Source organism: Salinicoccus sp. CNSTN-B1, assembly GCF_054792835.1.
On record NZ_JBTWMN010000004.1, the window covers coordinates 2,189,725 to 2,212,767 of the forward strand.

Genomic DNA, 23,043 nt, shown 5'->3' on the forward strand with positions numbered 1-23,043 from the left:
CAGCGTCCCCCATATGTGGGGGACGCTGTTGTATTATGCTTCTTCATCGTCTTCAATGGTTCGGTTGTGATCTTTTAGGAGCGCCACTTTTTTAATCAGATGGTTATCCATATCAAGGACAATCCATCTATCGTCAGCTGTATCTATCGTATCGTCGATCTCAAGGTCGGTATTAATGCTCTGCAGCCAACCACCTATGGTATCGATATCATCACTATCATTGAAATTCAGATCGAATTGTTCTTCCAAATCATCAATCAATACCCGCCCGGTGATATGATAGATGTTTTCCTCAACCTTTACAATATCAGGCTGTTCGTCCTCATCAAACTCATCCCGGATTTCCCCGACTATCTCTTCGAGGATGTCCTCCATTGTAATCATCCCGGCCGTGCCACCGTATTCATCGATGATCAACGCGATGTGCACACGCTCGCGTTGCATTCTGACCAGTGCATCACTGATGCGTGACACCTCTGTAATCATCGGGATTTCATGTATATGGTCTGCCGGGTCACTTCTTCGTCGGAAACATGGTTCGTTAAAAATTCCCTAACATTTATGAAGCCGATAATCTGATCTTTATCTCCGCTTTCTTCTGTGATGGGGTAACGCGTAAAGTTGTGCTCCTTGATTGTCGCGATGACGTCATCTATATTCACAGGGTCTGACATTGTAATCATCTGAGTCCTTGGCACCATAATGTCTTTCGCCAACCTCTCATCAAATGAAAATATATTTTGCATATAGGCGAGTTCAGTCTGGTTTATTTCCCCACTCTGATAACTCTGTGTCATTATGATCTTCAGCTCATCTTCTGAGTGAGCTTGCTCAACGGGCACATCTTTAAGGCCAAAGATCCTGACGAGGAATCTGGCAGTGCCGTTCATCAACCAGATGAATGGTTTCATGATGGCGCCAAAAAAAGCAAGCGGGCCGGAGAGGGCAAGCGCCAACTTTTCAGCATACTGGACTGCAATCGTCTTAGGCGCAAGTTGCCCTATGACGACGTTCAGGAATGTGACTATTACAAAGGCCGCACCAATGATCAATGGCGTCGTCAATTGATTGGGTACCCCCAACATTTCGAAGAGCGGCGCCAACACACCAGCAAAAGTGGATTCACCGATCCACCCAAGTGCAAGTGCAGTGACAGTAATACCCAATTGACACGCGGACAGGTAATAATCAAGTTTTCCTGTCATCTTGCGCAAACGCTGTGCTTTTTTATCCCCTTCTTCAGCCAGTTGTTCAATACGCGACATCCGGGCTTTGACAAGTGCAAATTCAGAGCCCACAAAAAACATTGTGAGCAATATAAGTATTATAAAAAAAATCAAGTTCCATAATGTGGTTATATCCAATTAGTTCCCTTTTTTAAAAGGGATTCACCTCCGGTAATATGTGACTGCAATTCTGCGCGGTATGCTTTTTGAAACTATATTTGTGCAGTGGGCCGGCTTTTCAATGGACGTATTAATGTTCAGATTCGTCTTCCCAATTGCAGTCACCTCCCAAAAGTTATAATTATGGTTATTTTACCATACATCATTTTATGATTGCTACCGTACTTCATTCCCTATCCTTTTGACCAAGGCATAAGTGCGCTTAATATTTATATTGAATTCGCATATAATTGCTTGTATAATAACTGAAGGGACACATGATAAACAGAATGGAGGTTGTCTTTAATGACTAAACCCTCTTTGGACAAACGCCTCTGCTTTAATGTATATAGTCTGCACCACCAGATTAGCCGCTTCTACAATAAATCCGTGCTGACAGAAATGGAGATTACTTATCCACAATTTTTAGTTTTGAATATTTTATTGGATAAGGAGCAGGTCAACATCAAAATGTTGGCTGAAACATTGCGGCTCGATACCGGAACCATTTCTCCCTTGATAAAGCGGATGGAACGGCTTGGACTTGTACATCGTTTTAGAAATCCCACTGATCAGCGCCTTGTAATTCTGGAACCCACAGAGCATGGTAAACAGATGGGAAAACAGTTGGAAGAAGCTTTTGAAGCTTTTGGTGATGTAATCAGCCTGACAACCGAAGAGGAGTCCCTCTTTCTTGAATATATACAGCATGTCAGTGTAAGACTTGCTGAAAAAATGCAGCCCGGAAATGATTCCGAGCTGCATTTTTTATTTGTCCCGACTTCTTCATCTTCCCTTGGTAAAGCCGAATCCGATGGTGCCATGACCGGTGTGGACACCTGCCACAGTGACGAGTGGTTCTATAACCAACTTGACATCCGGCAGACGTGCTTCCAGCCGTTTTCTCCATTCATCAGTCAAGTCGATGCCCCCTGCATAGACGATGGCAATTGTACTCACCGATTTCTCTTTAACGTATTCTTCCAATTTTCCCATTACATTATTGATGATTTTCTTTTTTGTGCGGAGCTTTTCTCCAATGACTACTTTTCCATCATCGAATTCAAGCTTCAAATGGATATTCAATACAGAAGCAAGCATCGATTGTGATGCTGATACTCTGCCACTCTTCCTCATCTGGTTGAAACTTTTAGGCAGCAGGTATAATTGAGCGCGGTCGGTCATGCCTTGGATTTCCTTTACCACTTCTTCAATTCCTTTGTCAGATTCCTTCGATTCGACAGCATGCTCCACCATCTGCTTCATAGGATAGCTTCCAATACGGGAGTCAATGACATGGACTGGCTTGTCGATGTTTTCAGAAGCACTCAGCGAACTTTGGTAAGTACCCGTAAGTTCACTGGATGCATGGATCGCGATGACCGAATCAAATGAGTCATCCGCTTCTATTTTCTCATAGATCTCCATGAACTCACCGATTGGCGGTTGCGAAGTTTTAGCACCTTCCCCACTCTGCTTCAGCATATCGTAAATCTCTTCAGTTGTTGCATCGACGCCGTCCCTATAGGCGACTCCGTCGATGATGACAGACATCGGCAATACGAAGACATCATGTTCTTCTGCATACTCTTTTTCTACACCTGAGGAAGAATCCGTCACGATTGCTGTTTTCTTCATCGTCATTTTCCCACTTTCTCTATGAAATAACTGCCATAATTCTATCATGCATATAATTTTATTACTATAAATAATCATTGAAGCGCTGAACAGCTTGATAAACATGCCCTTTTTCAGCCATCAGGCGGGAATAGCCGCCTGATTCTATTATACTGCCCTGCTCCATATAATGAATATAGTCAAATTCCTCAAGGCGACTTAAGTCATGTGTACTTACAATTACTGTTGGCTGTGCCAATATTTGATCCCACAGTTTTTGTTTGAGCCTGTCATCTAGCCGTGCTGTCGGTTCATCCATAATCCACCATGACTTATCTTCGGCCAACATTCTTATGAAGTGCAGTCGCTTTTGTTCTCCTCCCGACAGCCGGCCGGTGAACTCGATCATTTCTTCCGGTGTATAGTAAGACATTTCCATCAATTCGAGGTCTTCGACAACTTCTTCTCTAGCTCTGTTGAGATGTCCGAAAAGAGTGACGTTGTCAATGACTGAAGCATTGTAGAAGTCGAGATGTTGGGGCATGATGGAAGCGTTTTGAAGTAACCCCTCCTGGCTGACTTCCTCAGATCCGTGGATTAGATGGATTGAGGGTCCACCCTCAATGATGCGTTCAAGTAAGGTTGTCTTGCCGGATCCACTGCTGCCGATGATTGCGTGCTTTTCACCACGCCTGAAGTTGACCGTAATCCCTTTTAGGACATCGACTGAGGCAGTGGCATAACGATAATCAAGCAACCTCACATCTATTTGGTCTAGGGAGACGTCTTTCGTTATTGTCGGTTGTGGTGACGTCTCAGCGTTGAGTACCCCTACCGCTTCCTTGACTGATCTGTACCGGCTTGCAGGTTGCATGACCGGCATGACAAGATCGAAATAGCTGAGTACCAGTAACATGATCATAGGTACAAGGAGTGGCATATCTTCATACAGCCAGAATATGATGAACAGGAGTGCTGCAACCTGAAGCAGTTGGGCGATGAACTGCATTGCAGCGTCCGAGAAGGCAACCTTATCTTCTGTTGCTCTCACCCTAGAGATTTCCTGGGAAATCTCTTTTCTTATCTTGCGTCCTCCCTGTCACAAACAAGTCGGTAAAGTCGTGGATATAATGATAGAGACGACCATAGAGCGCGTCTTCAACACCATTCCTGGCACGCAGATCATTCGTCACCCGCTTTTCAAACATTTTCGGTATGGCATAAAGAAGCACCAGTGCCACAACTGTCGACATTATTACAAATACTGCCCCGAAATAGATGGATAGAAGAATCAGGAGCATTGATAACAGCAACGCTACGATATACGGATAGACAATGCGGATATAATAATTTTCGACCTCTTCAAAATACTGGTTCAGCCGCTGTATGAATTTAACGCTATGCGTATCCGCATGATTTTGTATGGCGGTTTTGAAGTAATTCAACCTAAGACGCCCGATGAGCCTGAATGTCGCATCATGCGAGAGTAGACGCTCGATATATTTGAAGGCGCCTTTCATCATCCCGAAAAACTTGATTACTGCAATGATGAGGACGATTATGAAAAATGGCGGGTCGAAGAAACTAAGACTGATCATGTAGCCACTGAGTCCGAACAGGGAGACCCCCACCAGACCACCTGCAAGGCCGAGAAGGATGCTGTAGAAGATGTTTTTCCTTTCACTCTTCAAATATTCCATTACAAAGCCCCTCCCCTTACAATGTTACGGTCAGCGAACGTGTAGTGTGCATCAGCAATGCTGAGCAGTTTTCTACGGTGGACCACCGCTATGATGGCACTCTCATGCTTGATTTCATCCAAGTATGAGAGAACCATCTCTTCCGTCGTTGCATCGAGAAACTCAGTAGGTTCATCCATAATGATGATTTCAGGTTTTCTTATCAGTGCACGCGCCATCTTGAGCCGCACCACTTCCCCGCCTGAGAGGGGGATGTTGTGGTTTACGATTTCAGTATGGATGCCCTGCTCCAGATTGTTCAAGCTCCCCATCAAGTCAAGGCGCTCCAATATACTGATGACGTCTTCTTCGCTGTAACGTCCATCAGAAACATAGTCATAGATGGACGTATCCGAGAAATAGACTTCATCGGATATATATCCGATATCATCCGTATGAAGGTATAAAGCGCCTTCAGCAGGGCGGTGGAGTCCAAGCAACATACGCATGAATGTACTTTTACCGATGCCGGAAGGACCTGTTATGGCAGTGAGCCCTGTTTTCGGCAAGGATAGATTCACATTTTCAGAAGCGATAGCTCCCCATGGCCCATTGAAACACCCTCGAGTGTCACTGCACTCGTCTGAGCATTGAAAATGCGGTACTCTTCGGTTGGTTCTCCCTGATCGATCAACACTTCGATGCGGTCCAAATGCCCTTGGGCAAGCTTGCCATTATGAAATTCGATGCCGAGTACTTTTAATGCATTATAGAACTCGGTGCCAGCAGCAACGTGAAAAATGCCGCATAGAATGTAATGCCATCAAAAATTATGATCTGCAACCCAACTTCAAGAGCAATGAGTCCAATCCCGAGAATCGTAATGAACTCAAGCATTAAAGTGGATTGGAAGGCATATTTTAAAATATTCATCGTTTCTTTTACATAGCCCGAATTAAATGATCTGAGCCTATCGATGACAGTTTGCTGAGATTGTGTGTAGCGTACCGTATCCTTCCCCTTATCAGGTTGAGGAAAAGCGTACCAAGCTCGTCGAACTGCGTGGCCTGAGCTTCCGATTCATCCTTCGTACGCAATCCCACAAGGATGTAATACAAAGGTACGAATGGTGCTGTGAATAACATGATGAAAGCAGCATTTTTATGGACGAAGAATGATGCTATGATAATTACTGCTAGTTTGACAGCAGTCTGTATGACAGTGGGGATGAAGACCTTTTCGAAAGGGCGGTATTTCTCCATATGGACAAATACTGCATTGAGCATCGCTTCTGATTGCTTTTTGGTGCCATCCCCGATCTTCTCAATCAACTCGGTGGTCAATGCCTCTATACGGCTGTTTGCAATTTTAGCCGAAGTCACCCTATAGATCATCAACAGCATTGCATAGATGATGAAAAAAAGGCCGGCCAACGTCATCCCTTTAACAGCTGGAGTTTTCTTTCTATTACAATTTCTTCAAGCACTAGCGAAAGGTTATGTCCAAACAAGACGAAAGCCGCCACGCCCATCATGGACATCAGTGTATACAACAGGATATATTTCTTTGGTATGTTCAGCTTCATAATTATCCTTTCCATCGACAAAGAACGTGAAGTCACACTTCACGTTCTTTGTCAGCCACCTATATAGCTCATATTGATCTTATTGCGCTTCCGGCGGTTTTCTGCAGTAATTTCCGTCCTGAGATCTGAGTAACGGTCGTCCCGCCTGTTCCATACCCCAGTCAGTATCTCTTCCAATTCCTGGTCGGATACACCTTCTCTAAGGTGCTTCCTGACATCAAAACCTTCCACAGCGAAAAGGCAACCATAGAACTTTCCATCTGAGGAGAGTCTGGCACGGGTGCATGTCGAACAGAAGCTTTCAGACACGCTGGTGATGAAACCAAGGTGCGAATCTGCGTCATTATGACGATAGACTTTTGCCACTTCCCCGTAGTATGCCGGTTCCAAAGGTTCAATATCAAATTCATTCTCAAGAATTTCCAGTATTTCTTTTTGGTGACTACTCTATCAAAATTCCACCCATTATCGTTTCCGACATCCATAAATTCTATGAATCTCAATGTTACAGGCATCTTTTTGAAGAAGCGGGCCATTGGCAGTATTTCATGGTCATTCAAGCCTTTTTGCACAACCATATTGATTTTAATCTTAAATCCGAGTGAAATGGCATACTCAATCTGCTCGATTATCCTTGAAGTGCCGATGCCGCGATCATTGATCTGTCCAAACAATTCGTCATCCATCGCGTCAAGGCTGATATTGAGTCTCCTGAGCCCTGCTTCATAAAGTTTCTTGCCATGTTTCTTCAACAATAGACCATTTGTGGTCATACCTATATCTTCAATACCCTCTATATCATTAAGCCTTTTTATCAATACATCGAGGTCCCGTCTAAGAAGCGGTTCCCCGCCAGTGATCCTCAATTTTTTGACGCCCAGGGACGCGTATATTTTTGCAATGCGTTCAATTTCCTCAAAAGATAAGAGCTCGTCCTTCTTCATAAACGCGAAATCATCCCCAAAATCTCTTTCGGCATGCAGTATCTGCATCGGAAATTGCAACGGTCAGTCACTGATATCCTCAGATCCCGAATCGGCCTGCCAAATTTATCCGTTATACTTCCCGCCATCGTACCCCTCCTCAGTGAAGGTCTGCTTTTCTATTGATGTTCAGGAAACTGGTTACATCAATATCATAAAGTTTACTGTCCACTTCGATTGTCTTTCTTTCTGCGAATAGTGCTTTCATGCTCCTTCGGTCTGTCGTCAACAATTCTTCAATGTCTGAAGCGAGACCGTCCCCTGATAGATGCCAACAAGTGGGTGTAGCCTGTCTCCAGCGCGTGTCACAACGATTGACTGGTCATCAAGAGCAACTTCATGCAGCGTCCTGATCCACTCGGGACTGATGTAGGGCGTGTCACATGAAATGATGAGCAACCGCTTATCCGGATAAGCATCGGCAAATGTATATATGCCAGCAAGCGGCCCCTTATCCTTGAACCTTTCCACATCCACTTTTACCGGCATATCACGAAATCGGCCACTTAATCTTGAATTAGTGCTGACCATGATATCATCGCACACGCCGGATTGCGCCATCGCATCTACTATATGCCGATACATCGGTTTGCCGTCTACTTCAAAGAAAGGCTTATCTTCGCCAAAACGGGTGGAGTTCCCCCTGCCATAACTATGCCTATAGTGTCTGTCATCCTCCACTCACTGGTGGAATCAGAGCAACCTCATCCGTTTTTGAAAGTATGTGCGTATCCTTAACGAATGATTCGTTGCAGGCCACTTGGAAAACATCCCCTTCGAGCGCGGGATATTGCCTATATACCGTTTCTTTCAACTCTTTGACCGTAGGTTCATTTTTGATGTCCAACGTGATGCGGGTATCCCCAATCTTCTCCTTCAGCCCTGCGAACACCATGATATCCATCATTATTCCTCCTCCACACTTGAATGGTACTGACGCTGATGCCCCATCCATTCTTCACCGTCTTCCCATACTTCTTTTTTCCAGATCGGAACAACTTCCTTAATCCGTTCTATCGCATATTCATTGGCTTGATAACTATCTTTCCGATGTGGGGCACTTGTTACTATGACGACAGCAATATCTGATATTTCAAGCTTGCCCACCCGATGGGCGATTGTTGTAATGACTCCAGGCCAACGCTGTGCAATCTCATCCCCGATTTGGGCCATTTTACTCTCCGCCATAGGTTTATAGGCTTCATACTCCAAGTGGACAGTTCTGGTCCCTTTTGTCCACTCGCGCACGTGACCTGTAAACATGCATACAGCCCCTTGCACTTCATTGACCGTATAACTATGGTACTTGTTGATATCTATTGGTGTATCCACTATTTCATATTGCTTCATATTCCAGAACTCCATTCGTCAAACCATTGCATAACCTTAGCCTCATCATACCTCATATCCGCTTCCATTAAAATATTCCGAATCCCTATTTCACTGACATTAGTGTGTCCATCGGAGAAGGAATAGGTCAGTACTATTTTAGGATACGCTTCCTGTTTGTATCCTTCTATCAATACGACATCCATTGCACCTTCAAATTCTGCCAATTGTTCGGTCAGATCGGGATGTCTCCTTGTCTCAATGGTTATGGACGGGGTGTTCAATATCGTCGTATCGGCACCTTCAAGCAAAAATCTCTCCGTATCGGTGCTTCCAGCTTCTTCTTGCAGATGATGGTGCTTTATGACTGCAACTTTCCGCTGTTGCTGTTTCAGCCGCTTTACAAGTTTCAATATCAGGGTGGTCTTTCCGGTGTTCTTGAAACCGGTTATCTGCAGAATCTTCATAGATTGAACTGCCTGGCCCCAGTAGTCATATCAGTCATCATCACCTTGACGGGGTCCCCTTTTGATACCCTCTTGAACCACCCGGTAAAACGATGATGCCATTGCTTCTCGCAATGGATGTGACCGCATTCGATTTATTGAAGCCAGCCGGTTTTGCGTATATGCCCCCGCCTCGATAGTCAATCTCTGCCCTGACGAAACGTGTGAACGGGTTGGCTTTTCTAAAGTCACCGTCAAGTACACCATCTACTACAGGAGCATAGATTTTATCGTGCCCCATCATCTTAAGCAGTGCCGGCCTCGCAAACAGTTCAAATCCTGTGTAGCATGCTGAAGGGTTGCCGCTCAAACCGAAGAGAGGGACTGTTCCCAACATGCTTACTGTTGTGACACTCCCTGGACGCATACCCACTTTATTGAAGAGTTCCTCAGCGCCAAGGGCCTCATACAGTTTGGGCAGGAAATCGTAATCGCCTACGGAAACGCCACCCGTTGTGATTATGGCATCCACTTCATCCAACATATCTTCAACGCGTTCGAGAAGTGTGTCAAAATCGTCCGCTTCCAATGCATACATCTTCCCGGTGATGTTCATCCGCTTCAGTTGGCTCAAGATCATTGGGCCATTTGAATTTCTTATCTTACCTGGACTGAGTGGCTGGTCTATTTCTATCAATTCACTCCCTGTAGCCAAAATGCCGACGACAGGTTGTCTGTAGACCTCTACGTTTTCATAGCCGAATGTCGCCAAAGTCGCTACAGTACCAGGATTGATGAACGTGCCCGAGGGACGATCACTTCGCCTGGTTGACACTCCTCGCCTTCTATCGCAATATTTTCGCCTGGATTGAACGCTTTCCTTACCGTAAAAGTCCCATCACCCATCTTCGCCTGTTCAAACATGACAACTGCGTCAGCACTTGCCGGTACAGGCGCTCCGGTCATTATACGGAAAGCCTCATTTTCTTTAAGTATATAGTCACTTGTCGAGCCTGCTGGCACTTCTTCTGCCACAGTGAACTCGATTCTATCATCACCTGAAGCCCCTATTGAGTCTTTTGAACGTATCGCAAACCCATCCATCGCGGATTTGTCAAAATGGGGCACCGCCATGGTTGCCTTCAGATCCTCCGCTAAAATGCGCCCATATGCTTCCCTATAGGGAACCGCTTCATTCTTAAGAGGCGTTACTTCAGCAACGGCACGATCCACTGCCTCCAGTACAGGGATCGGCTTACGGTTCAAATTCATATCATCCCTACTTTCATATTATGAATTCTGTTATACTCATTATACTAGAAAGGAAGTTTAAATTGTCGAAATTCACTCATTTCAACCAGGAAGGCAGAGCCCGGATGGTCGATGTATCCGATAAAGAGGTAACGACTCGTACAGCGCTCGCCAAAAGTACGCTTATTGTTTCTAAAGAAATACATGAAGCCATCATAGGAAAGACTGTCGAAAAAGGTGACGTGCTTTCTGTGGCACAAGTTTCCGGCATCATGGCTGCAAAGAACACACATCAGATCATACCGATGTGCCATCCGCTTCCGCTGTCCGGCATAGATATTTCCTTCACTTGGGATTTATCTGATGGCTACGCACTTCATATTGAAGCAACAGTTAAGACTTCCGGCCGCACCGGTGTCGAAATGGAGGCACTGACAGCAGCAAGTGCAGCTGCCCTGACCGTCTACGATATGTGCAAGGCCATCGATAAGGGAATGATCATCCGCGAAACCGCCCTCATCTCGAAGACTGGCGGGAAGTCCGGGATTACCATATAGACAAATAAAAGCGTGCCATACGGCACGCTTTTATTTGTTCAATTCGTGGACGATATGGTTTAATTCGGGACAATCAACCGTTCCATCGCCAATCTGACTGCGCCTGTCGATCCCGGCAATGAGAGCAGCACTGCGTTGCCGATGCTTCCGGCTACAGCCCTTGAGAGTATACTTCGTGACCCGATATCCTCCGTAAAGCTAAGCATACGGAAAATTTCTCCGAATCCTTCTATCTCCTTATCAAAAGGGGGCGCACTGCTTCGATGGTAACATCTCTAGGCGCTATGCCCGTCCCCCCGTGGTTATGATGGCATCGACGCCGTTATCCAAAAGCTCGTGCACCGCATCCACAATCTCTTGCTGGTCATCTTTGACGATGCTGTACCACTCCGGCTTGATTTCCACATTCATTCCTGAGACGTAATCCATGACAAGGCGTCCGCCTTTATCACTTTCCTTAGTGCGTGTATCGCTGACCGTTATGATGCCCATACGGATTTCGCGATCTATCTCCCCACTAGACTCATAATGCTCCTCCTATCCGAACAATTGGTTGATAAGGGTCTTCGCGCGATTCATATCATCCAGGCCATGGATTAGGATGCGTCCATTATTGAAGCAGACGAACCTTTGTCCACTATAGTGGAACTCCTGGAAGTACGGCGTGCGGTTTACTTTCATATCCAGCCGAGTCAATGTATGGTTTACAACTTCTTCAGTCAGCCGACCGTCAATCACCTGGACGGTATCACGGCCGCATAGCCGCATGGCATTATCCGTATCCTCTTCTTCAAGTGCCGGATAGACAGGGGCATACCCACATGTCCTACAATCTGAGTCTTTCATTGCGTCAACCTTGTATTTCATATGTTCCATATCCCAGACGTTACCGATCCGTAAGTAATAAGGCGCTTCATATTGGTCTGTAAGCATTTTAATTGCAGTCGTGACCTGTTCGGCTACTGCCATCTGTACTGCAGGCGCGATGATACCGGCAGTGTCACACGTCAATGTGGTACTCGGCAGCACCGGCACCAGACAGCGGTAGCATGGTGTGGCGCGGGGCACAAAACCACAGCTGCTGTAAGAGGCTTCTACACAAGCTGCATAGACCCAAGGCTTCGACGATTTATATGCAACGTCATTGATCAGCAGGCGCGTATCAAAGTTATCTGTCCCGTCCAACAGGATATCTGCCTCCATGGCGAGCTCCGTCAATAGCGGGCCATCGCAATGCGCGATATGTGCATCTACCTCGAGGTCTGGACGGATTGATTGTAGGCGTTCTTTCGCAGCAATTACTTTCGGTTTCTTATCATCTGCATCCTGTTCGGTAAAAAGGGTTTGGCGCTGAAGATTGGAGTGTTCGACATAGTCACGGTCAATCATGATCAGCTTGCCGATACCTGCCCGTGCAAGCAGTTCACTGGAAAGGGAACCGAGCGCCCCGGCCCCAATGATGAGGGCCGTACGTGAGCCGATCAGGCGCTGGCCTTCTGCCCCTATTCTATTAAAAAGCATCTGCCTCGAATATCGTTCCATATCATCCCTCTTATGCAAGTTCATTTTTCTTAAGGTTACTATTCATGTAGAACATTGTAAACAGACTGATGATGCAGAAGACTGACAGCAGGATGAATCCAATTGCATAGCTACCAGTCAAATTGTGTGCCTGATCAATTACAATCGGCGGGAAAAGCCACCCAGGCCACCCATCATTGCAACGATTCCATTACTGATACCCGCCTGTTTAGAGAAGTATGTCGGCACGAACTTGAAGACAAGTCCATTTCCAATCCCCGCGCATACCGCTGCAAGCAAACTTCCCAGGGTAAACAAGAAGATGAAATTATATGTGAAGGCAAGGAGTAGTCCTGAAACGGTCAAGCCGATAAATACAATGATCAAAGAATGCAGCGCATTGAACCTATCACCGATCAGGCCACCTATTGGTCTAAGAACCGTCGCAATTATAATGAAGACTGCGGTTCTGACACCAGCATCCAAGGTCGTCAGTCCAAACAATGCTTCATCCGTCAGAAATGCCGGTAAGAAGAGTCCGAAAGCGACGAAAGCACCAAATGTAATGAAGTACCATAAGTTGAAGAAATAGAACTTATAGTCGCGCATGACTTCCTTGAATTGCTTGCCGAGAGGCAGACTTACTTTCTTTTCGTTTCTGTCGCCCAATATGAACTGCAGAATGGCAAATAGCGCCAATACTACAAGATATGTCTGGACAGCTGCCTGCCAGCCACCAAATGCGAGGGCCAGTAATGGTGCCCCGAAGCTTGTCACGGCAGTACCGATATTACCCATGGCATATACACCATTTACAAACCCGTGTTTTTCTTTCGGGTAATACTTTGGAAGACTCGTAACACCTACACTGAAAATCGCTCCGCCGACGCCGAGGAATACCGCTGCTATCATAAGGTCCATCGGTGTAGTAGCGATACTCAGATAGAAAACTGGAATCAAAAGGAAAATGAAGCTGAACAGGAACACTAGGCGCGCTCCGATCTTATTGGCCAGTATGCCGAATGGTATGCGCAGGACGGAACCCAAAATCACCGGGAGGGCAACAATCAAAGATTGTCGCCCGGCCGCTTCCGGGATATCTTCGACGATTTCAGGGAAGAGTGGTGCAAGCAATGTCCACACCATGAAACCGGCAAGTAGACTGAATGTGTGGAGGATCAGTTGCTTTTTACCCATTTTTTCATTCATAGGAATCAACCTCTTTTATCTTATATTGTGATTTATTATACATACATAGTATAATTCAAAATCCGCAATATAGTTAAGAAGGGAAAACCCTATATTTATCGGCGGGAACTCACGCCGGTTCAGTGATGAGTGTATTCACTTGTTCAAATAACACTTCTTCGTCGACTGCTTTCAGCATCTTATCTGCCATTTCAAAAAGGACTGACTCCTCTTTCACCATATGTACCATCAACACTTCATAAGCTTCCATGACGTCTTTCACCATTTCATTCATCCTCTCAAGGGACATCTCGTTCATATCATGCATGGAGTGATGAAAAAAGTGAGCGATATATGAATCTATCTCTGCATGCTCTTCTTCAATCGACATGATTGGTCCCTGTTCCAACCCGATGTATGCACCGAGCATCGGAAAGAAGAACCTTTCCTCCTTCTCCTGATGAAGCTTCAAAGGTTTTTCGAACGCATTCAATTTCTGTCTGAGATCTTTGATGACCATCAGCCCTTCCAACCTGCTTTTCACGTCATCATGTTCAAACTTCAATACCAATCTAAACCAATCATCCATCAGATACTTCAGGTAGCGATGTTCGTTTTCCAGCACCCTCAATGCTTTCACTTTAAACTGAAACGTGTCCTGTGCCACTCCATTCCCCTCCAGTTAAAAATCCATCAGTTTTTTCTTCATTGCATATTCAACAAGTTCCGGACGTGATGTCAATTCCAGTTTCTCCATGATTCTTGATTTATGGGCCTCAATCGTTTTAACGGAAACAAAAAGCATGCCTGCAATATCTTTGTTTCCATACCCTTTGGCGATAAGTGGCAGGATTTCCAACTCCCTCTTTGTCAGGATATTGAATGGTTCATTCGAATGTTCCGGATACTGATCATTGTTCAGCAGCCGCTCCATATCTCCATCCATCAGCACTGGATCAATGTACCGTTTACCGTTGTAGATAGTCCTGATTGCTGAAATCAATTCGTCGTCTGGTGAATTCTTCAATATATAGCCGTGTGCGCCGCTTTTGAAAGTATGGGTGATATATTCCTCATCATCATACATGGTCAATATCAATACTTTGATTTCTGGAAAAGCTTCTGTAATACGACTGGCTGCAAAAAGACCGGACTCTCCCGGTGGCATACTCAAATCCAACAGGAGAACATCCGGTCTAAGCTCATTTACTTTATCAAATGCCTGCCTGCCGTCTGCAGCCGTCCCGATCACTTTCATATCTGGCTGGTAATCGATCAGCATACTGAAGCCTGTGCGGACTACTGCATGATCGTCTGCTATGACTATATTCATTCCAACGCCTCCTTATAAAGGGATCGAACCTGATACTGTCGTGCCATTACCTGGGGCGCTGTCTATGGTCACGTTGCCGTTAACGCTACTTACACGTTCATTCATGCCAAAAAGGCCGAGTCCTGTACCCAGTGGATGGCTATTCAGATCAAACCCGAGTCCTCCGTCACGTATTTCAAAATTGAGGGAGTGGCCTGAGATATCCTCAATCTCGTGCAAATCGACTTCCACGGTCTCTACATCTGCGTACTTCGCTGCATTGAAAATCGCTTCCTGGATGATCCTGTAGACGACTGTCTCCACTTCAGGGTTGAAGCGCTTATTGTGCATATCCAAGTGGCACTCTACAGTCATGCCGTACTGTCTCTCCACCCATTTGAAATGGGTTTTAAGCGCAGCTTCCAGTCCAAGGTCATCGAGACTTGCAGGTCGTAGTTCTACAGAGATGTTTCTGACATAATCCAATAGGCGACTTAAAGACTCTTCCGATTTCTGCATCTTCTCAGTTAATGCATCATGGTCCTCGATATATTTGAACAATCTCATCTCAAGCAATACATTAAGAAGTTCTTGGGTCACACCATCATGCAAATCCCTCGAAATCCTTTTTCTTTCGTCTTCCTGAGCTTGGATGATGCGTTGTGTCAGCCGCTTCTGATGTTCCATCTCTTGTGTTTTAAGTTGTTCAGATAATGGATTCAAAGTAAACACACTGATGCCCTCTTCAGGATCTATGCGCTGAAAGTTGGCGATGAATGGTTCTACGCTTCCGTCTCTGGTACGCATATATACCTGGAATGTCACTTTCTCCTCCATATGCAGGTAACAATTATTGCATTCTATACGTCCTTCACCTACATACATGCCTTGACAATGTGAGCAGATATGCTGGAATTGCGATTTATCATAATCTGTATCATCCAACGTGCGCGATGCATGAGCATTCATATAGACGATTTCTCCATCTCCATTGACAAAGAGGATCATTTCTTTTGACTGGTGGAACATTGCTTCAAGTAGACCGATTAGATTAGCTTCCTTCATTAGCTATCAACTCTTTCAAAATTTGTTGCCTGAGGTGCCTCTCTACATATTCCTTTATCTCCTCGTATTCCTTTTGAAGAAAATGCCTTGATTGTCTATTACCCAATAAAACGATACCGATAACTTCTTCAGTATCGTTCCACAGAGGCATTGCAATAAAACTTTCAAGCCGTTCTATTTTGATCATCGGATACTGAAAAACGCCCCCATCCATCTCTATGCGTTCAATGGCATCAACAACCAATGATTTTCCTGTCTTCATTACGATGCCTGGGAGGCCTTTGCCGCTTCTGAGTTCAATTTTCCTCCAGCGGTCATTCGTACTCCCAATATTGTATTTCCATTTGATGCTGTGGCAGCGGCTGCATTCGACATCAGTCAGTGCCACAGTATCAAAATTAAATTTTTCTCTTACATCAGAAAGAATTTTTTCCATCTTATCCATATCCCCACTCCATCCCAAGGAGGTTTTTTATGACTTATGCTTGCGGTAAACAATATAACTTCTGTTGAAATATAAGAATGGCAAGCTCCATGCATGGACCAACCGTGTGGCTGGCCATAAGGCGAAGATCAAAAAACCGGTAATGACATGTATCTTGAACGCCAATGGCACATCAGTCATCAGGTTGGCATCAGGAGAGAATACAAATAATCCCCTCAGCCAGATGGAGATGGTCTGCCTGTAGTCAAAGTCTACAACTATATTGTTCGTTACAAGAGTAGCATATACTCCCATGAATGTAATGAAAACCAGCAGGAAATTCACAAGGATATCTGACGCCGAACTCAGTCGGCGCACAGATTTATTGGTGACACGGCGTAGTGTCAGCAAAAACATGCCTATCAGCATGACGATGCCGAAAAAACCACCGACGTATAACGCACCAAGATGGTATAGGTGGTTGGTTACCCCAATTCCTTCCAACCACCGTGCCGGCACCAGCAATCCTACAACGTGTCCAAAAAACACTGGGATGACAGAAAAGTGAAAAAGTACACTCCCGATCATCAGATATTTCTTTTCGATGAACTCACTGGATTTGGCAGTCCAGCCGAACTGGTCGATTTTGTACCTCCATATATGGCCAACAACAAAGATTGCGATACAGAGATAAGGCAGGATAACCCAAAGGAACTGATCAATCATGTTCTACGCCCTCTTTCTCAGACACTTCTACACATGCCTTGAACGTTTCCCTGAGTCCTTTTATCAGGTTGAAATATGGACTCTTATTTTTTTCAAGGGCTTGAATCAGGTGGTATGTACCATCTTCAAGTACCATGATGAGCAGTGTCATGCTTTCTTTTGCCCGGTCGTCTCCGCGCCAATCGGCAGCATAAAGAAATTCAAGCATCAATGGCAGGTAATCACTCAATTCATTGTCCGGCATCTTCAACCCGAACATTTCATACAATACTTTAAGTTTGGCAAGCATCTGACCCCGTTCTTTCTGCTCTTCGAATTTGAAGTAGGTCATATATAGGTTCGTGTGCTTATCGAAGTCGAATGTCTGTGTATAGACTTGTTGGATGTCGTCCAAACTGATTTCATGCATATCATCCCAGTATTGCCTGATGAAAGGGTATGCAGGGTGGCTTTCCGTGAAAGCCCCCTCGAATCCCCTTGGATGGAAGTCTAGTTTTTCCGGGTACGTAAGCTGAGTGGCGAAAAAGCCGAATGCCTGTTTATAATCGTACAATTTTTCTAGATTAATCACGCCAGATTCCCCCGTAGAAGTTTTCTTCATAAACTTCTTTACCTGATTTCGCCATTGAAGCTTGGGACAGTGATGGACCGCATCCGTCGCAATCCGATCCTCCAAATCCGAAGCCGCTGCTGCCCTGTGCGCGGTATGGATCCGTATACTGTTCCCGGTGTGAAGTCGGGATGACGAAACGATCCTCATATTTCGCAATAGCCAGCAGGCGATACATCATCTTAGTTTCCGTAGCAGTCATCCCAACGCGTTCGAGCCGTGATTCATCAAAGTCTTTCCCACTTGAAATGGCGCGCATATATTGTCTCATCATCGCCATCTTCTGCAATGCCCCTTTTATTGCTTCAGTGTCACCTGCCGTCAGCATATTGGCCAGGTACTGGACCGGAATCCTCATTTCATCGATGGCCGGGAAGATGGCATCCGGATTTTTTATGGAATCCTTGCCTTCAAAATAGTTCATGATTGGGCTGAGGGGCGGACAGTACCATACCATGGGCATTGTGCGGTACTCCGGGTGTAGCGGGAACGCCAGTTTATATTCAACCGCAAGTTTATACACAGGCGAATTCTGGGCCGCCTCAATCCAATCGGAAGAAATGCCATCTTTCTCAGCCTGCTCGATGACCTCCGGGTCATTTGGATCTAAGAACAGATCAAGTTGTGCTTCATAGAGGTCCTGCTCGTTTTCAGTAGTGGCCGCTTCAAGGACACGGTCTGCGTCGTACAATAGGACGCCCAGATAACGCATTCTGCCTGTACAAGTTTCGGAGCATACTGTAGGCAGCCCTGCTTCAACACGCGGGAAGCAGAATGTACATTTCTCTGCTTTATTCGTCTTCCAGTTGAAGTACACCTTCTTATAAGGACAACCAGTCATGCAGTAGCGCCACCCGCGACATGCATCTTGGTCGACCAGGACGATCCCGTCTTCGTCACGCTTGTACATTGCACCTGAAGGACAGCTTGCCACACAGCTTGGGTTCAGACAGTGTTCACATAACCTTGGAAGATACATCATGAATGTCTGTTCGAAATTGAATTTTATTTCTTCTTCGATCTTTTCGATATTCGGATCTCTCGGCCGGTAATGTGTCCGCCCGCCAGATCGTCCTCCCAGTTCGGTCCCCATTCAGGGTCCATCTTTTCTCCTGAGATGACTGAATGGGCTTTAGCTACAGGACTATGTTCACTTTCTTCTTTTGTGATCAGATCTTTATAGCTATAAGTCCATGGCTCATAATACTCTTTCATTTCAGGCATGTCCGGGTTGTAGAATATTTTTCCAAGTGCAATCTTGGAAAGTTTCGTACCACTTTTAAGTTCCAGACGGCCGTTCTTGAGCTTCCAGCCACCTTTGTAATGTTCCTGATCTTCCCAGCGTTTTGGATAACCGATTCCAGGTTTCGTCTCGACGTTATTGAACCACATATACTCAGCGCCTGGACGGTTCGTCCAGGTGCTCTTACAGGTCACACTGCATGTGTGGCAGCCAATACATTTATCAAGGTTCATCACCATTGCAATCTGTGCTTTAATCTTCAAGCCAGTCGACCTCCTTCATTTTTCTCACTGCTACGTATTCATCCCTTTGGTTTCCGATAGGGCCGTAATAATTGAAGCCATAACTAATCTGGGCGTATCCTCCGGCCATCTGCGTCGGCTTCATGTGTATTCTCGTAGGGGCATTATGACTGCCGCCTCTTGTATCCGTGATTTCTGACCCTGGTACTTCTATATGCTTATCCTGGGCATGGTACATGAACATCGTGCCTTTTGGCATCCTATGTGAAACGACTGCCCGTGCCGCAACCACTCCGTTACGGTTGTAGACTTCCAGCCATTCATTATCATTGATGTCATGATCCTCTGCATCAAGTCTTGATATCCAGACGGTAGGTCCACCCCTGAAGAGGGTCAACATATGCAGATTGTCCTGATAGGTTGAGTGGATGTTCCATTTGCCGTGCGGTGTCAAGTACCTTAACACCAGACTATCCACGCCGCCCTTTACTTTTTTGTCGCGTGTACCGAATACCATCGGCGGCAATGTTGGCTTGTAGACAGGCAACGCTTCTCCGAACTGCAGGAACATATCATGATCGATATAGAATGATTGGCGGCCAGTCAAGGTACGGAAAGGCACCAGTCGTTCGATATTGGTGGTAAAAGGGTTATAGCGTCTACCTTGTTTGTTGGACCCAGGGAAAATTGCTGTTGGGATCACTTCACGAGGTTGTGATGTGATGTTTTTGAATGTAATCTTCTCATTTTTACGGTCTGCCGAGATGTCACGTAATTGGACCCCTGTCTGATTTTCCAGATCTTCATATGATTTTTCGGAAACCTCTCCATTTGCACAGGAGGAAACGTGGAGCACTACATCAGCAGCACGTCTTGCCGTGTCCATCAGCGGATAGCCATCTTTTATAGAACCGTCTGTATAGACACCATTCATCGACTTCAATTCTTCATACTGCTTGCTGACATCAAAGGAGACGCCATGCGCTCCTATTTTGTTCTTAAAGAGCGGTCCTGCAGTGATAAATTTATCGTATACCTGGGTGAAGTCGCGTTCCACCACCTTCATGGCTGGCATGGTTTTCCCCGGCACCGCTTCTATCTCCCTTTCGACCAATCTTTAATATGACCGAGGGGCTGGGCAATTTCCTGTGGAGTGTCATGTGCAAGAGGCATCGTGACAAGATCTCTATGTTTACCCGGTAGTTGTTCTTCCGCCATCGTTGTAAAGCGACGCGCTATATCTTTGAAGATGTTCCAGTCGGATTTTGATTCCCACAGAGGGTCGACAGCTGGATTGAACGGATGCACAAATGGGTGCATATCCGTACTCGATATGTCATGTTTTTCATACCATGTGGCGGCCGGCAGTATAATATCTGCGTAAATCGGTGTTGCTGTCATCCTGAAATCCAGGGCGACCATCAAATCCAACTTGCCTTCCACATCATCTCGCCATTCAATTTCCTCAGGCTTGAATTCATCGTTTGGAGAAGCAAGCAGCCCACTCTTTGTACCTAGAAGGTGCTTCATGAAATATTCCTGACCTTTTGCCGAAGAAGAGATAAGGTTCGAACGCCAAACGAATAATGTTTTCGGATGATTTTCCTTAGCACCCGGATCTTCGATTGCAAATTTCGTTTCTTTGTTTTTCAGCTGCTCAACTGCCATATCGATGATTGCTTCATCAGAGTCATCGCCTGCCGCCGCTGCTTCTTTGGCAAAGTCGAGGCTATTCTTATCAAATTGCGGATAGCTCGGCAACCAGCCGAGACGTGCTGCAAGTACGTTGTAGTCAGCCGGATGCTTATAGCTGATTGTTTCTGCTGTAGGGGATTGGAGGGTATCCGCCCCCGCTTCTTCATAGCGCCATTGCTCAGTTGCGAAATAGAACCAGCTTGTCGCATTCTGCTGGCGTGATGGCCCGCCCCAGTCTTTTGCAAATGCTACCTGACCCCATCCTTCAAGTGGCCTTACTTTTCCTGGCCGACATAATGCGCCCAGCCCCCACCATTTTTGCCTTGGCATCCGCACAGGATGACCAGGTTCAGGATAGCCCTATATATTGTATCCGAGTTGAACCAGTGGTTGATGCCTGCTCCCATGATGATCATCGAGCGTCCATCTGTATCCACAGCATTCTGCGCAAATTCACGGGCGATCTGTACCACAAGTGATTGTTTGATTCCCGTCACTTTCTCCTGCCACGCTGGGGAGTAGATGGAAGATGCATCATCATATCCTTTTGCTTCGTGTTCAGTACCGAAGCGGTTGACGCCATACTGGCTCAGCATCAGGTCATATATGGTTGCTGCGTAACGCTCTGTACCGTCCGCCAAGGTCACTTTGCGTGCTGCGATGGGACGGGTGAAAGTACCGTTTCCGGCATTATCAAAATATGGATAGACAATCTCCACCACTTCTGATTCGGAACTTTCGACCGTCATCAGCGGCTCGATCGGGGTTCCGTCATCCTTTTCGAGTTTCAAGTTCCATTTCTTGCCTTCTTCCCACCTTTGGCCCATCGTACCATTTGGAGCGATCATTTCGCCGCTATTGCCGTCCAGTATGACCGGCTTCCATTCTGCATGCTTTGACTCAAGGCCAATATCGCTCTCCCTTAAAAACCGGCCAGCCTTTAAAGTATCCTCGAATTCATCCAACAGGATAAGGAACGGCATGTCTGTAAAACGTTTGGCATAATCGATAAACATCGGTTCTTTTCTTTCATGGTAGAACTCATCCAGGATGACATGCGTCATGCCTTGGGCCAGTGCCGCGTCTGTCCCCGGATTTGGTGCTAGCCAATTGTCGGCGAATTTGACGTTTTCTGCATAATCCGGAGCGACGGATACGATCTTAGTCCCTTTATATCGGACTTCAGTCATGAAGTGTGCGTCCGGCGTACGTGTCAGCGGAACATTTGAGCCCCACATCATCAAATAATTGGAATTATACCAGTCTGCAGATTCAGGTACATCCGTCTGGTCCCCCCAAATCTGCGGGGAAGCATTCGGAAGATCGGCGTACCAGTCGTAGAAACTGAGCATCTCGCCTCCAATTAGGGAAATGAACCTTGAACCCGCTGCATAGCTGAGCATGCTCATGGCAGGAATCGGAGTGAATCCTGCAATGCGATCCGGTCCATATGTCTTGATTGTGTATATGAGCTGAGCTGCTATGAGTTGTGTGGCGTCTTTCCAGTTGACCCTCACATGACCGCCCATCCCCCTTGCCTGCTTATAGGATTTCGCCTTCTCTTCATCTTCGACAATACTTGCCCATGCTTTCACCGGGTCCTGCTGTTCTTCCAATGCTGTCCGCCATAGGCGCCATAGCTTCCCTCTCATGTAAGGGAATTTTATGCGCATCGGGCTATACTCATACCATGAGAATGAAGCACCACGAGGACATCCTCTCGGTTCATATTCAGGCATATCGGGCCCGCATGAAGGGTAATCCGTCTGCTGATTTTCCCAAGTTATAATTCCGTTCTTGACGAACACCTTCCAGGAACAGGACCCTGTACAGTTTACGCCGTGTGTTGTCCTGACCACTTTGTCATGACTCCATCGTTGCCTGTACATCTTTTCCCATTCGCGACTTTTCTCTTCCAGAATCGACCAGTTACCGTTGAACTTCTCAGTAGGCTTGAAAAACTTAAGTCCAAACAAACCATCCATCTGTGCCACTCCCATCAAAATTTCTGCTATTTGATTAACATATATCTATATTATCTGGCTAAAGCGCCTATAAAGATATTAGGGAATTTCCTACTTTTGGTTCTTTTGAACTTTATTAAAATGGAATTGATGATGGTCATATCCCTCAGTCGAATACGATCCGACTTTATAATAGACAAACATGAGGGGATGATGGCTTC

General features: G+C 45.8%; 21 protein-coding genes and 7 pseudogenes. 2 read left to right on the forward strand and 26 right to left on the reverse strand.

Annotated features, from left to right (window positions below; all coding sequences use genetic code 11):
- Positions 1-33: 33 nt before the first annotated feature.
- Positions 34-1,364, reverse strand: a pseudogene (locus ACYF68_RS12885) (hemolysin family protein).
- A 423-nt stretch (positions 1,365-1,787) separates the two neighbouring features.
- On the opposite strand from ACYF68_RS12885, the pseudogene ACYF68_RS12890 reads away from it, so the two are divergent.
- A pseudogene (locus tag ACYF68_RS12890) lies at positions 1,788-1,943 on the forward strand (MarR family winged helix-turn-helix transcriptional regulator); the annotation flags it as partial.
- A gap of 228 nt (positions 1,944-2,171) precedes the next feature.
- Here ACYF68_RS12890 and ACYF68_RS12895 read toward each other — a convergent pair.
- The 14 genes and pseudogenes from ACYF68_RS12895 to ACYF68_RS12960 all read right to left on the reverse strand — a co-directional run bounded on the left by ACYF68_RS12895 (position 2,172) and on the right by ACYF68_RS12960 (position 10,290).
- Entirely contained in the window at positions 2,172-3,029 is an 858-nt protein-coding gene (locus tag ACYF68_RS12895) for a DegV family protein (RefSeq protein ID WP_461047303.1), read from the reverse strand.
- Between the two features lie 58 nt (positions 3,030-3,087).
- The gene (locus tag ACYF68_RS12900) at positions 3,088-4,053 is read right to left on the reverse strand and encodes an ATP-binding cassette domain-containing protein (RefSeq protein WP_461047305.1); all 966 of its coding nucleotides are present in this window, start codon (positions 4,051-4,053) and stop codon (positions 3,088-3,090) included.
- A gap of 1 nt (position 4,054) precedes the next feature.
- Complete coding sequence (locus ACYF68_RS12905; protein ID WP_461047307.1) at positions 4,055-4,702, reverse strand: hypothetical protein; 648 nt, start codon at positions 4,700-4,702, stop codon at positions 4,055-4,057.
- Positions 4,702-5,250, reverse strand: a complete 549-nt coding sequence (locus tag ACYF68_RS12910; RefSeq protein WP_461047309.1) for an ATP-binding cassette domain-containing protein — start codon at positions 5,248-5,250, stop codon at positions 4,702-4,704. The genes ACYF68_RS12905 and ACYF68_RS12910 overlap by 1 nt, the downstream gene beginning before the upstream one ends.
- An 8-nt stretch (positions 5,251-5,258) precedes the next feature.
- The gene (locus ACYF68_RS12915) at positions 5,259-5,393 is read right to left on the reverse strand and encodes a hypothetical protein (RefSeq protein WP_461047311.1); all 135 of its coding nucleotides are present in this window, start codon (positions 5,391-5,393) and stop codon (positions 5,259-5,261) included.
- Between the two features lie 229 nt (positions 5,394-5,622).
- Entirely contained in the window at positions 5,623-6,120 is a 498-nt protein-coding gene (locus ACYF68_RS12920; protein ID WP_461047313.1) for a 6TM ABC transporter family protein, read from the reverse strand.
- On the reverse strand, positions 6,117-6,266 hold the full coding sequence (locus ACYF68_RS12925; RefSeq protein ID WP_461047315.1) for a hypothetical protein: 150 nt from the start codon (positions 6,264-6,266) through the stop codon (positions 6,117-6,119). The genes ACYF68_RS12920 and ACYF68_RS12925 overlap by 4 nt, the downstream gene beginning before the upstream one ends.
- A gap of 51 nt (positions 6,267-6,317) precedes the next feature.
- Positions 6,318-7,338 (reverse strand): annotated as a pseudogene (moaA, locus tag ACYF68_RS12930) (GTP 3',8-cyclase MoaA).
- A 136-nt stretch (positions 7,339-7,474) separates the two neighbouring features.
- Positions 7,475-7,930, reverse strand: coding sequence for a molybdenum cofactor guanylyltransferase (gene mobA / locus ACYF68_RS12935; RefSeq protein ID WP_461047317.1), 456 nt, complete (start codon positions 7,928-7,930; stop codon positions 7,475-7,477).
- Entirely contained in the window at positions 7,920-8,156 is a 237-nt protein-coding gene (moaD, locus tag ACYF68_RS12940; protein WP_344704598.1) for a molybdopterin converting factor subunit 1, read from the reverse strand. Before moaD ends, mobA begins: the two co-directional genes overlap by 11 nt.
- Positions 8,156-8,599, reverse strand: coding sequence for a molybdenum cofactor biosynthesis protein MoaE (locus tag ACYF68_RS12945; RefSeq protein WP_344704600.1), 444 nt, complete (start codon positions 8,597-8,599; stop codon positions 8,156-8,158). The genes moaD and ACYF68_RS12945 overlap by 1 nt, the downstream gene beginning before the upstream one ends.
- Positions 8,596-9,045, reverse strand: coding sequence for a molybdopterin-guanine dinucleotide biosynthesis protein B (gene mobB, locus ACYF68_RS12950; RefSeq protein WP_344704601.1), 450 nt, complete (start codon positions 9,043-9,045; stop codon positions 8,596-8,598). Before mobB ends, ACYF68_RS12945 begins: the two co-directional genes overlap by 4 nt.
- Positions 9,046-9,085: 40 nt before the next feature.
- Positions 9,086-9,859, reverse strand: a complete 774-nt coding sequence (locus ACYF68_RS12955; protein ID WP_461047319.1) for a molybdopterin molybdotransferase MoeA — start codon at positions 9,857-9,859, stop codon at positions 9,086-9,088.
- A complete protein-coding gene (locus ACYF68_RS12960; protein WP_461047321.1) occupies positions 9,802-10,290 on the reverse strand; it encodes a MoeA family protein in 489 nt (162 codons plus the stop codon). The genes ACYF68_RS12955 and ACYF68_RS12960 overlap by 58 nt, the downstream gene beginning before the upstream one ends.
- A 68-nt stretch (positions 10,291-10,358) precedes the next feature.
- Between ACYF68_RS12960 and moaC the strand changes: the two genes are divergently transcribed.
- Positions 10,359-10,832 carry a cyclic pyranopterin monophosphate synthase MoaC gene (gene moaC / locus ACYF68_RS12965; RefSeq protein ID WP_461047323.1) on the forward strand — a complete coding sequence of 158 codons (474 nt, stop codon included), beginning with the start codon at positions 10,359-10,361 and terminating at the stop codon, positions 10,830-10,832.
- A gap of 30 nt (positions 10,833-10,862) precedes the next feature.
- On the opposite strand, the pseudogene ACYF68_RS12970 reads toward moaC, so the two are convergent.
- The 11 genes and pseudogenes from ACYF68_RS12970 to ACYF68_RS13020 all read right to left on the reverse strand — a co-directional run bounded on the left by ACYF68_RS12970 (position 10,863) and on the right by ACYF68_RS13020 (position 22,843).
- Positions 10,863-11,324 (reverse strand): annotated as a pseudogene (locus ACYF68_RS12970) (MogA/MoaB family molybdenum cofactor biosynthesis protein).
- Positions 11,325-11,369: 45 nt separating this feature from the next.
- Positions 11,370-12,374 carry a ThiF family adenylyltransferase gene (locus ACYF68_RS12975; RefSeq protein WP_344704608.1) on the reverse strand — a complete coding sequence of 335 codons (1,005 nt, stop codon included), beginning with the start codon at positions 12,372-12,374 and terminating at the stop codon, positions 11,370-11,372.
- Positions 12,375-12,384: 10 nt separating this feature from the next.
- A pseudogene (locus ACYF68_RS12980) lies at positions 12,385-13,562 on the reverse strand (nitrate/nitrite transporter).
- Positions 13,563-13,671: 109 nt separating this feature from the next.
- A complete protein-coding gene (locus ACYF68_RS12985; protein ID WP_461047325.1) occupies positions 13,672-14,208 on the reverse strand; it encodes a hemerythrin domain-containing protein in 537 nt (178 codons plus the stop codon).
- A gap of 15 nt (positions 14,209-14,223) precedes the next feature.
- Positions 14,224-14,874 carry a response regulator transcription factor gene (locus ACYF68_RS12990; protein ID WP_461047327.1) on the reverse strand — a complete coding sequence of 217 codons (651 nt, stop codon included), beginning with the start codon at positions 14,872-14,874 and terminating at the stop codon, positions 14,224-14,226.
- 12 nt (positions 14,875-14,886) lie between these two features.
- A complete protein-coding gene (locus ACYF68_RS12995) occupies positions 14,887-15,918 on the reverse strand; it encodes a sensor histidine kinase (protein WP_461047329.1) in 1,032 nt (343 codons plus the stop codon).
- A complete protein-coding gene (locus ACYF68_RS13000) occupies positions 15,905-16,363 on the reverse strand; it encodes a GAF domain-containing protein (protein ID WP_461047330.1) in 459 nt (152 codons plus the stop codon). Before ACYF68_RS13000 ends, ACYF68_RS12995 begins: the two co-directional genes overlap by 14 nt.
- A gap of 27 nt (positions 16,364-16,390) precedes the next feature.
- Entirely contained in the window at positions 16,391-17,068 is a 678-nt protein-coding gene (gene narI / locus ACYF68_RS13005) for a respiratory nitrate reductase subunit gamma (protein WP_461047332.1), read from the reverse strand.
- Positions 17,061-17,639, reverse strand: a complete 579-nt coding sequence (gene narJ / locus ACYF68_RS13010) for a nitrate reductase molybdenum cofactor assembly chaperone (protein WP_461047334.1) — start codon at positions 17,637-17,639, stop codon at positions 17,061-17,063. The genes narI and narJ overlap by 8 nt, the downstream gene beginning before the upstream one ends.
- Positions 17,632-19,184: pseudogene (gene narH, locus ACYF68_RS13015) on the reverse strand (nitrate reductase subunit beta). Before narH ends, narJ begins: the two are co-directional and overlap by 8 nt.
- Positions 19,174-22,843: pseudogene (locus tag ACYF68_RS13020) on the reverse strand (nitrate reductase subunit alpha). Before ACYF68_RS13020 ends, narH begins: the two co-directional pseudogenes overlap by 11 nt.
- Positions 22,844-23,043 lie beyond the last annotated feature (200 nt).

What these genes read in the sequence shown, in the direction of transcription:
- moaD (WP_344704598.1), bottom strand. Translation starts at nt 8,156, where the DNA reads ATGATGGATATCATGGTGTTCGCAGGGCTGAAGGAGAAGATTGGGGAT.
- ACYF68_RS12995 (WP_461047329.1), bottom strand. Translation starts at nt 15,918, where the DNA reads ATGAAGGAAGCTAATCTAATCGGTCTACTTGAAGCAATGTTCCACCAG.
- mobB (WP_344704601.1), bottom strand. Translation starts at nt 9,045, where the DNA reads ATGAAGATTCTGCAGATAACCGGTTTCAAGAACACCGGAAAGACCACC.
- ACYF68_RS12945 (WP_344704600.1), bottom strand. Translation starts at nt 8,599, where the DNA reads ATGAAGCAATATGAAATAGTGGATACACCAATAGATATCAACAAGTAC.
- ACYF68_RS12895 (WP_461047303.1), bottom strand. Translation starts at nt 3,029, where the DNA reads ATGACGATGAAGAAAACAGCAATCGTGACGGATTCTTCCTCAGGTGTA.
- ACYF68_RS12920 (WP_461047313.1), bottom strand. Translation starts at nt 6,120, where the DNA reads ATGACGTTGGCCGGCCTTTTTTTCATCATCTATGCAATGCTGTTGATG.
- ACYF68_RS12905 (WP_461047307.1), bottom strand. Translation starts at nt 4,702, where the DNA reads ATGGAATATTTGAAGAGTGAAAGGAAAAACATCTTCTACAGCATCCTT.
- ACYF68_RS12975 (WP_344704608.1), bottom strand. Translation starts at nt 12,374, where the DNA reads ATGGAACGATATTCGAGGCAGATGCTTTTTAATAGAATAGGGGCAGAA.
- ACYF68_RS12925 (WP_461047315.1), bottom strand. Translation starts at nt 6,266, where the DNA reads ATGAAGCTGAACATACCAAAGAAATATATCCTGTTGTATACACTGATG.
- ACYF68_RS12990 (WP_461047327.1), bottom strand. Translation starts at nt 14,874, where the DNA reads ATGAATATAGTCATAGCAGACGATCATGCAGTAGTCCGCACAGGCTTC.
- ACYF68_RS13000 (WP_461047330.1), bottom strand. Translation starts at nt 16,363, where the DNA reads ATGGATAAGATGGAAAAAATTCTTTCTGATGTAAGAGAAAAATTTAAT.
- narI (WP_461047332.1), bottom strand. Translation starts at nt 17,068, where the DNA reads ATGATTGATCAGTTCCTTTGGGTTATCCTGCCTTATCTCTGTATCGCA.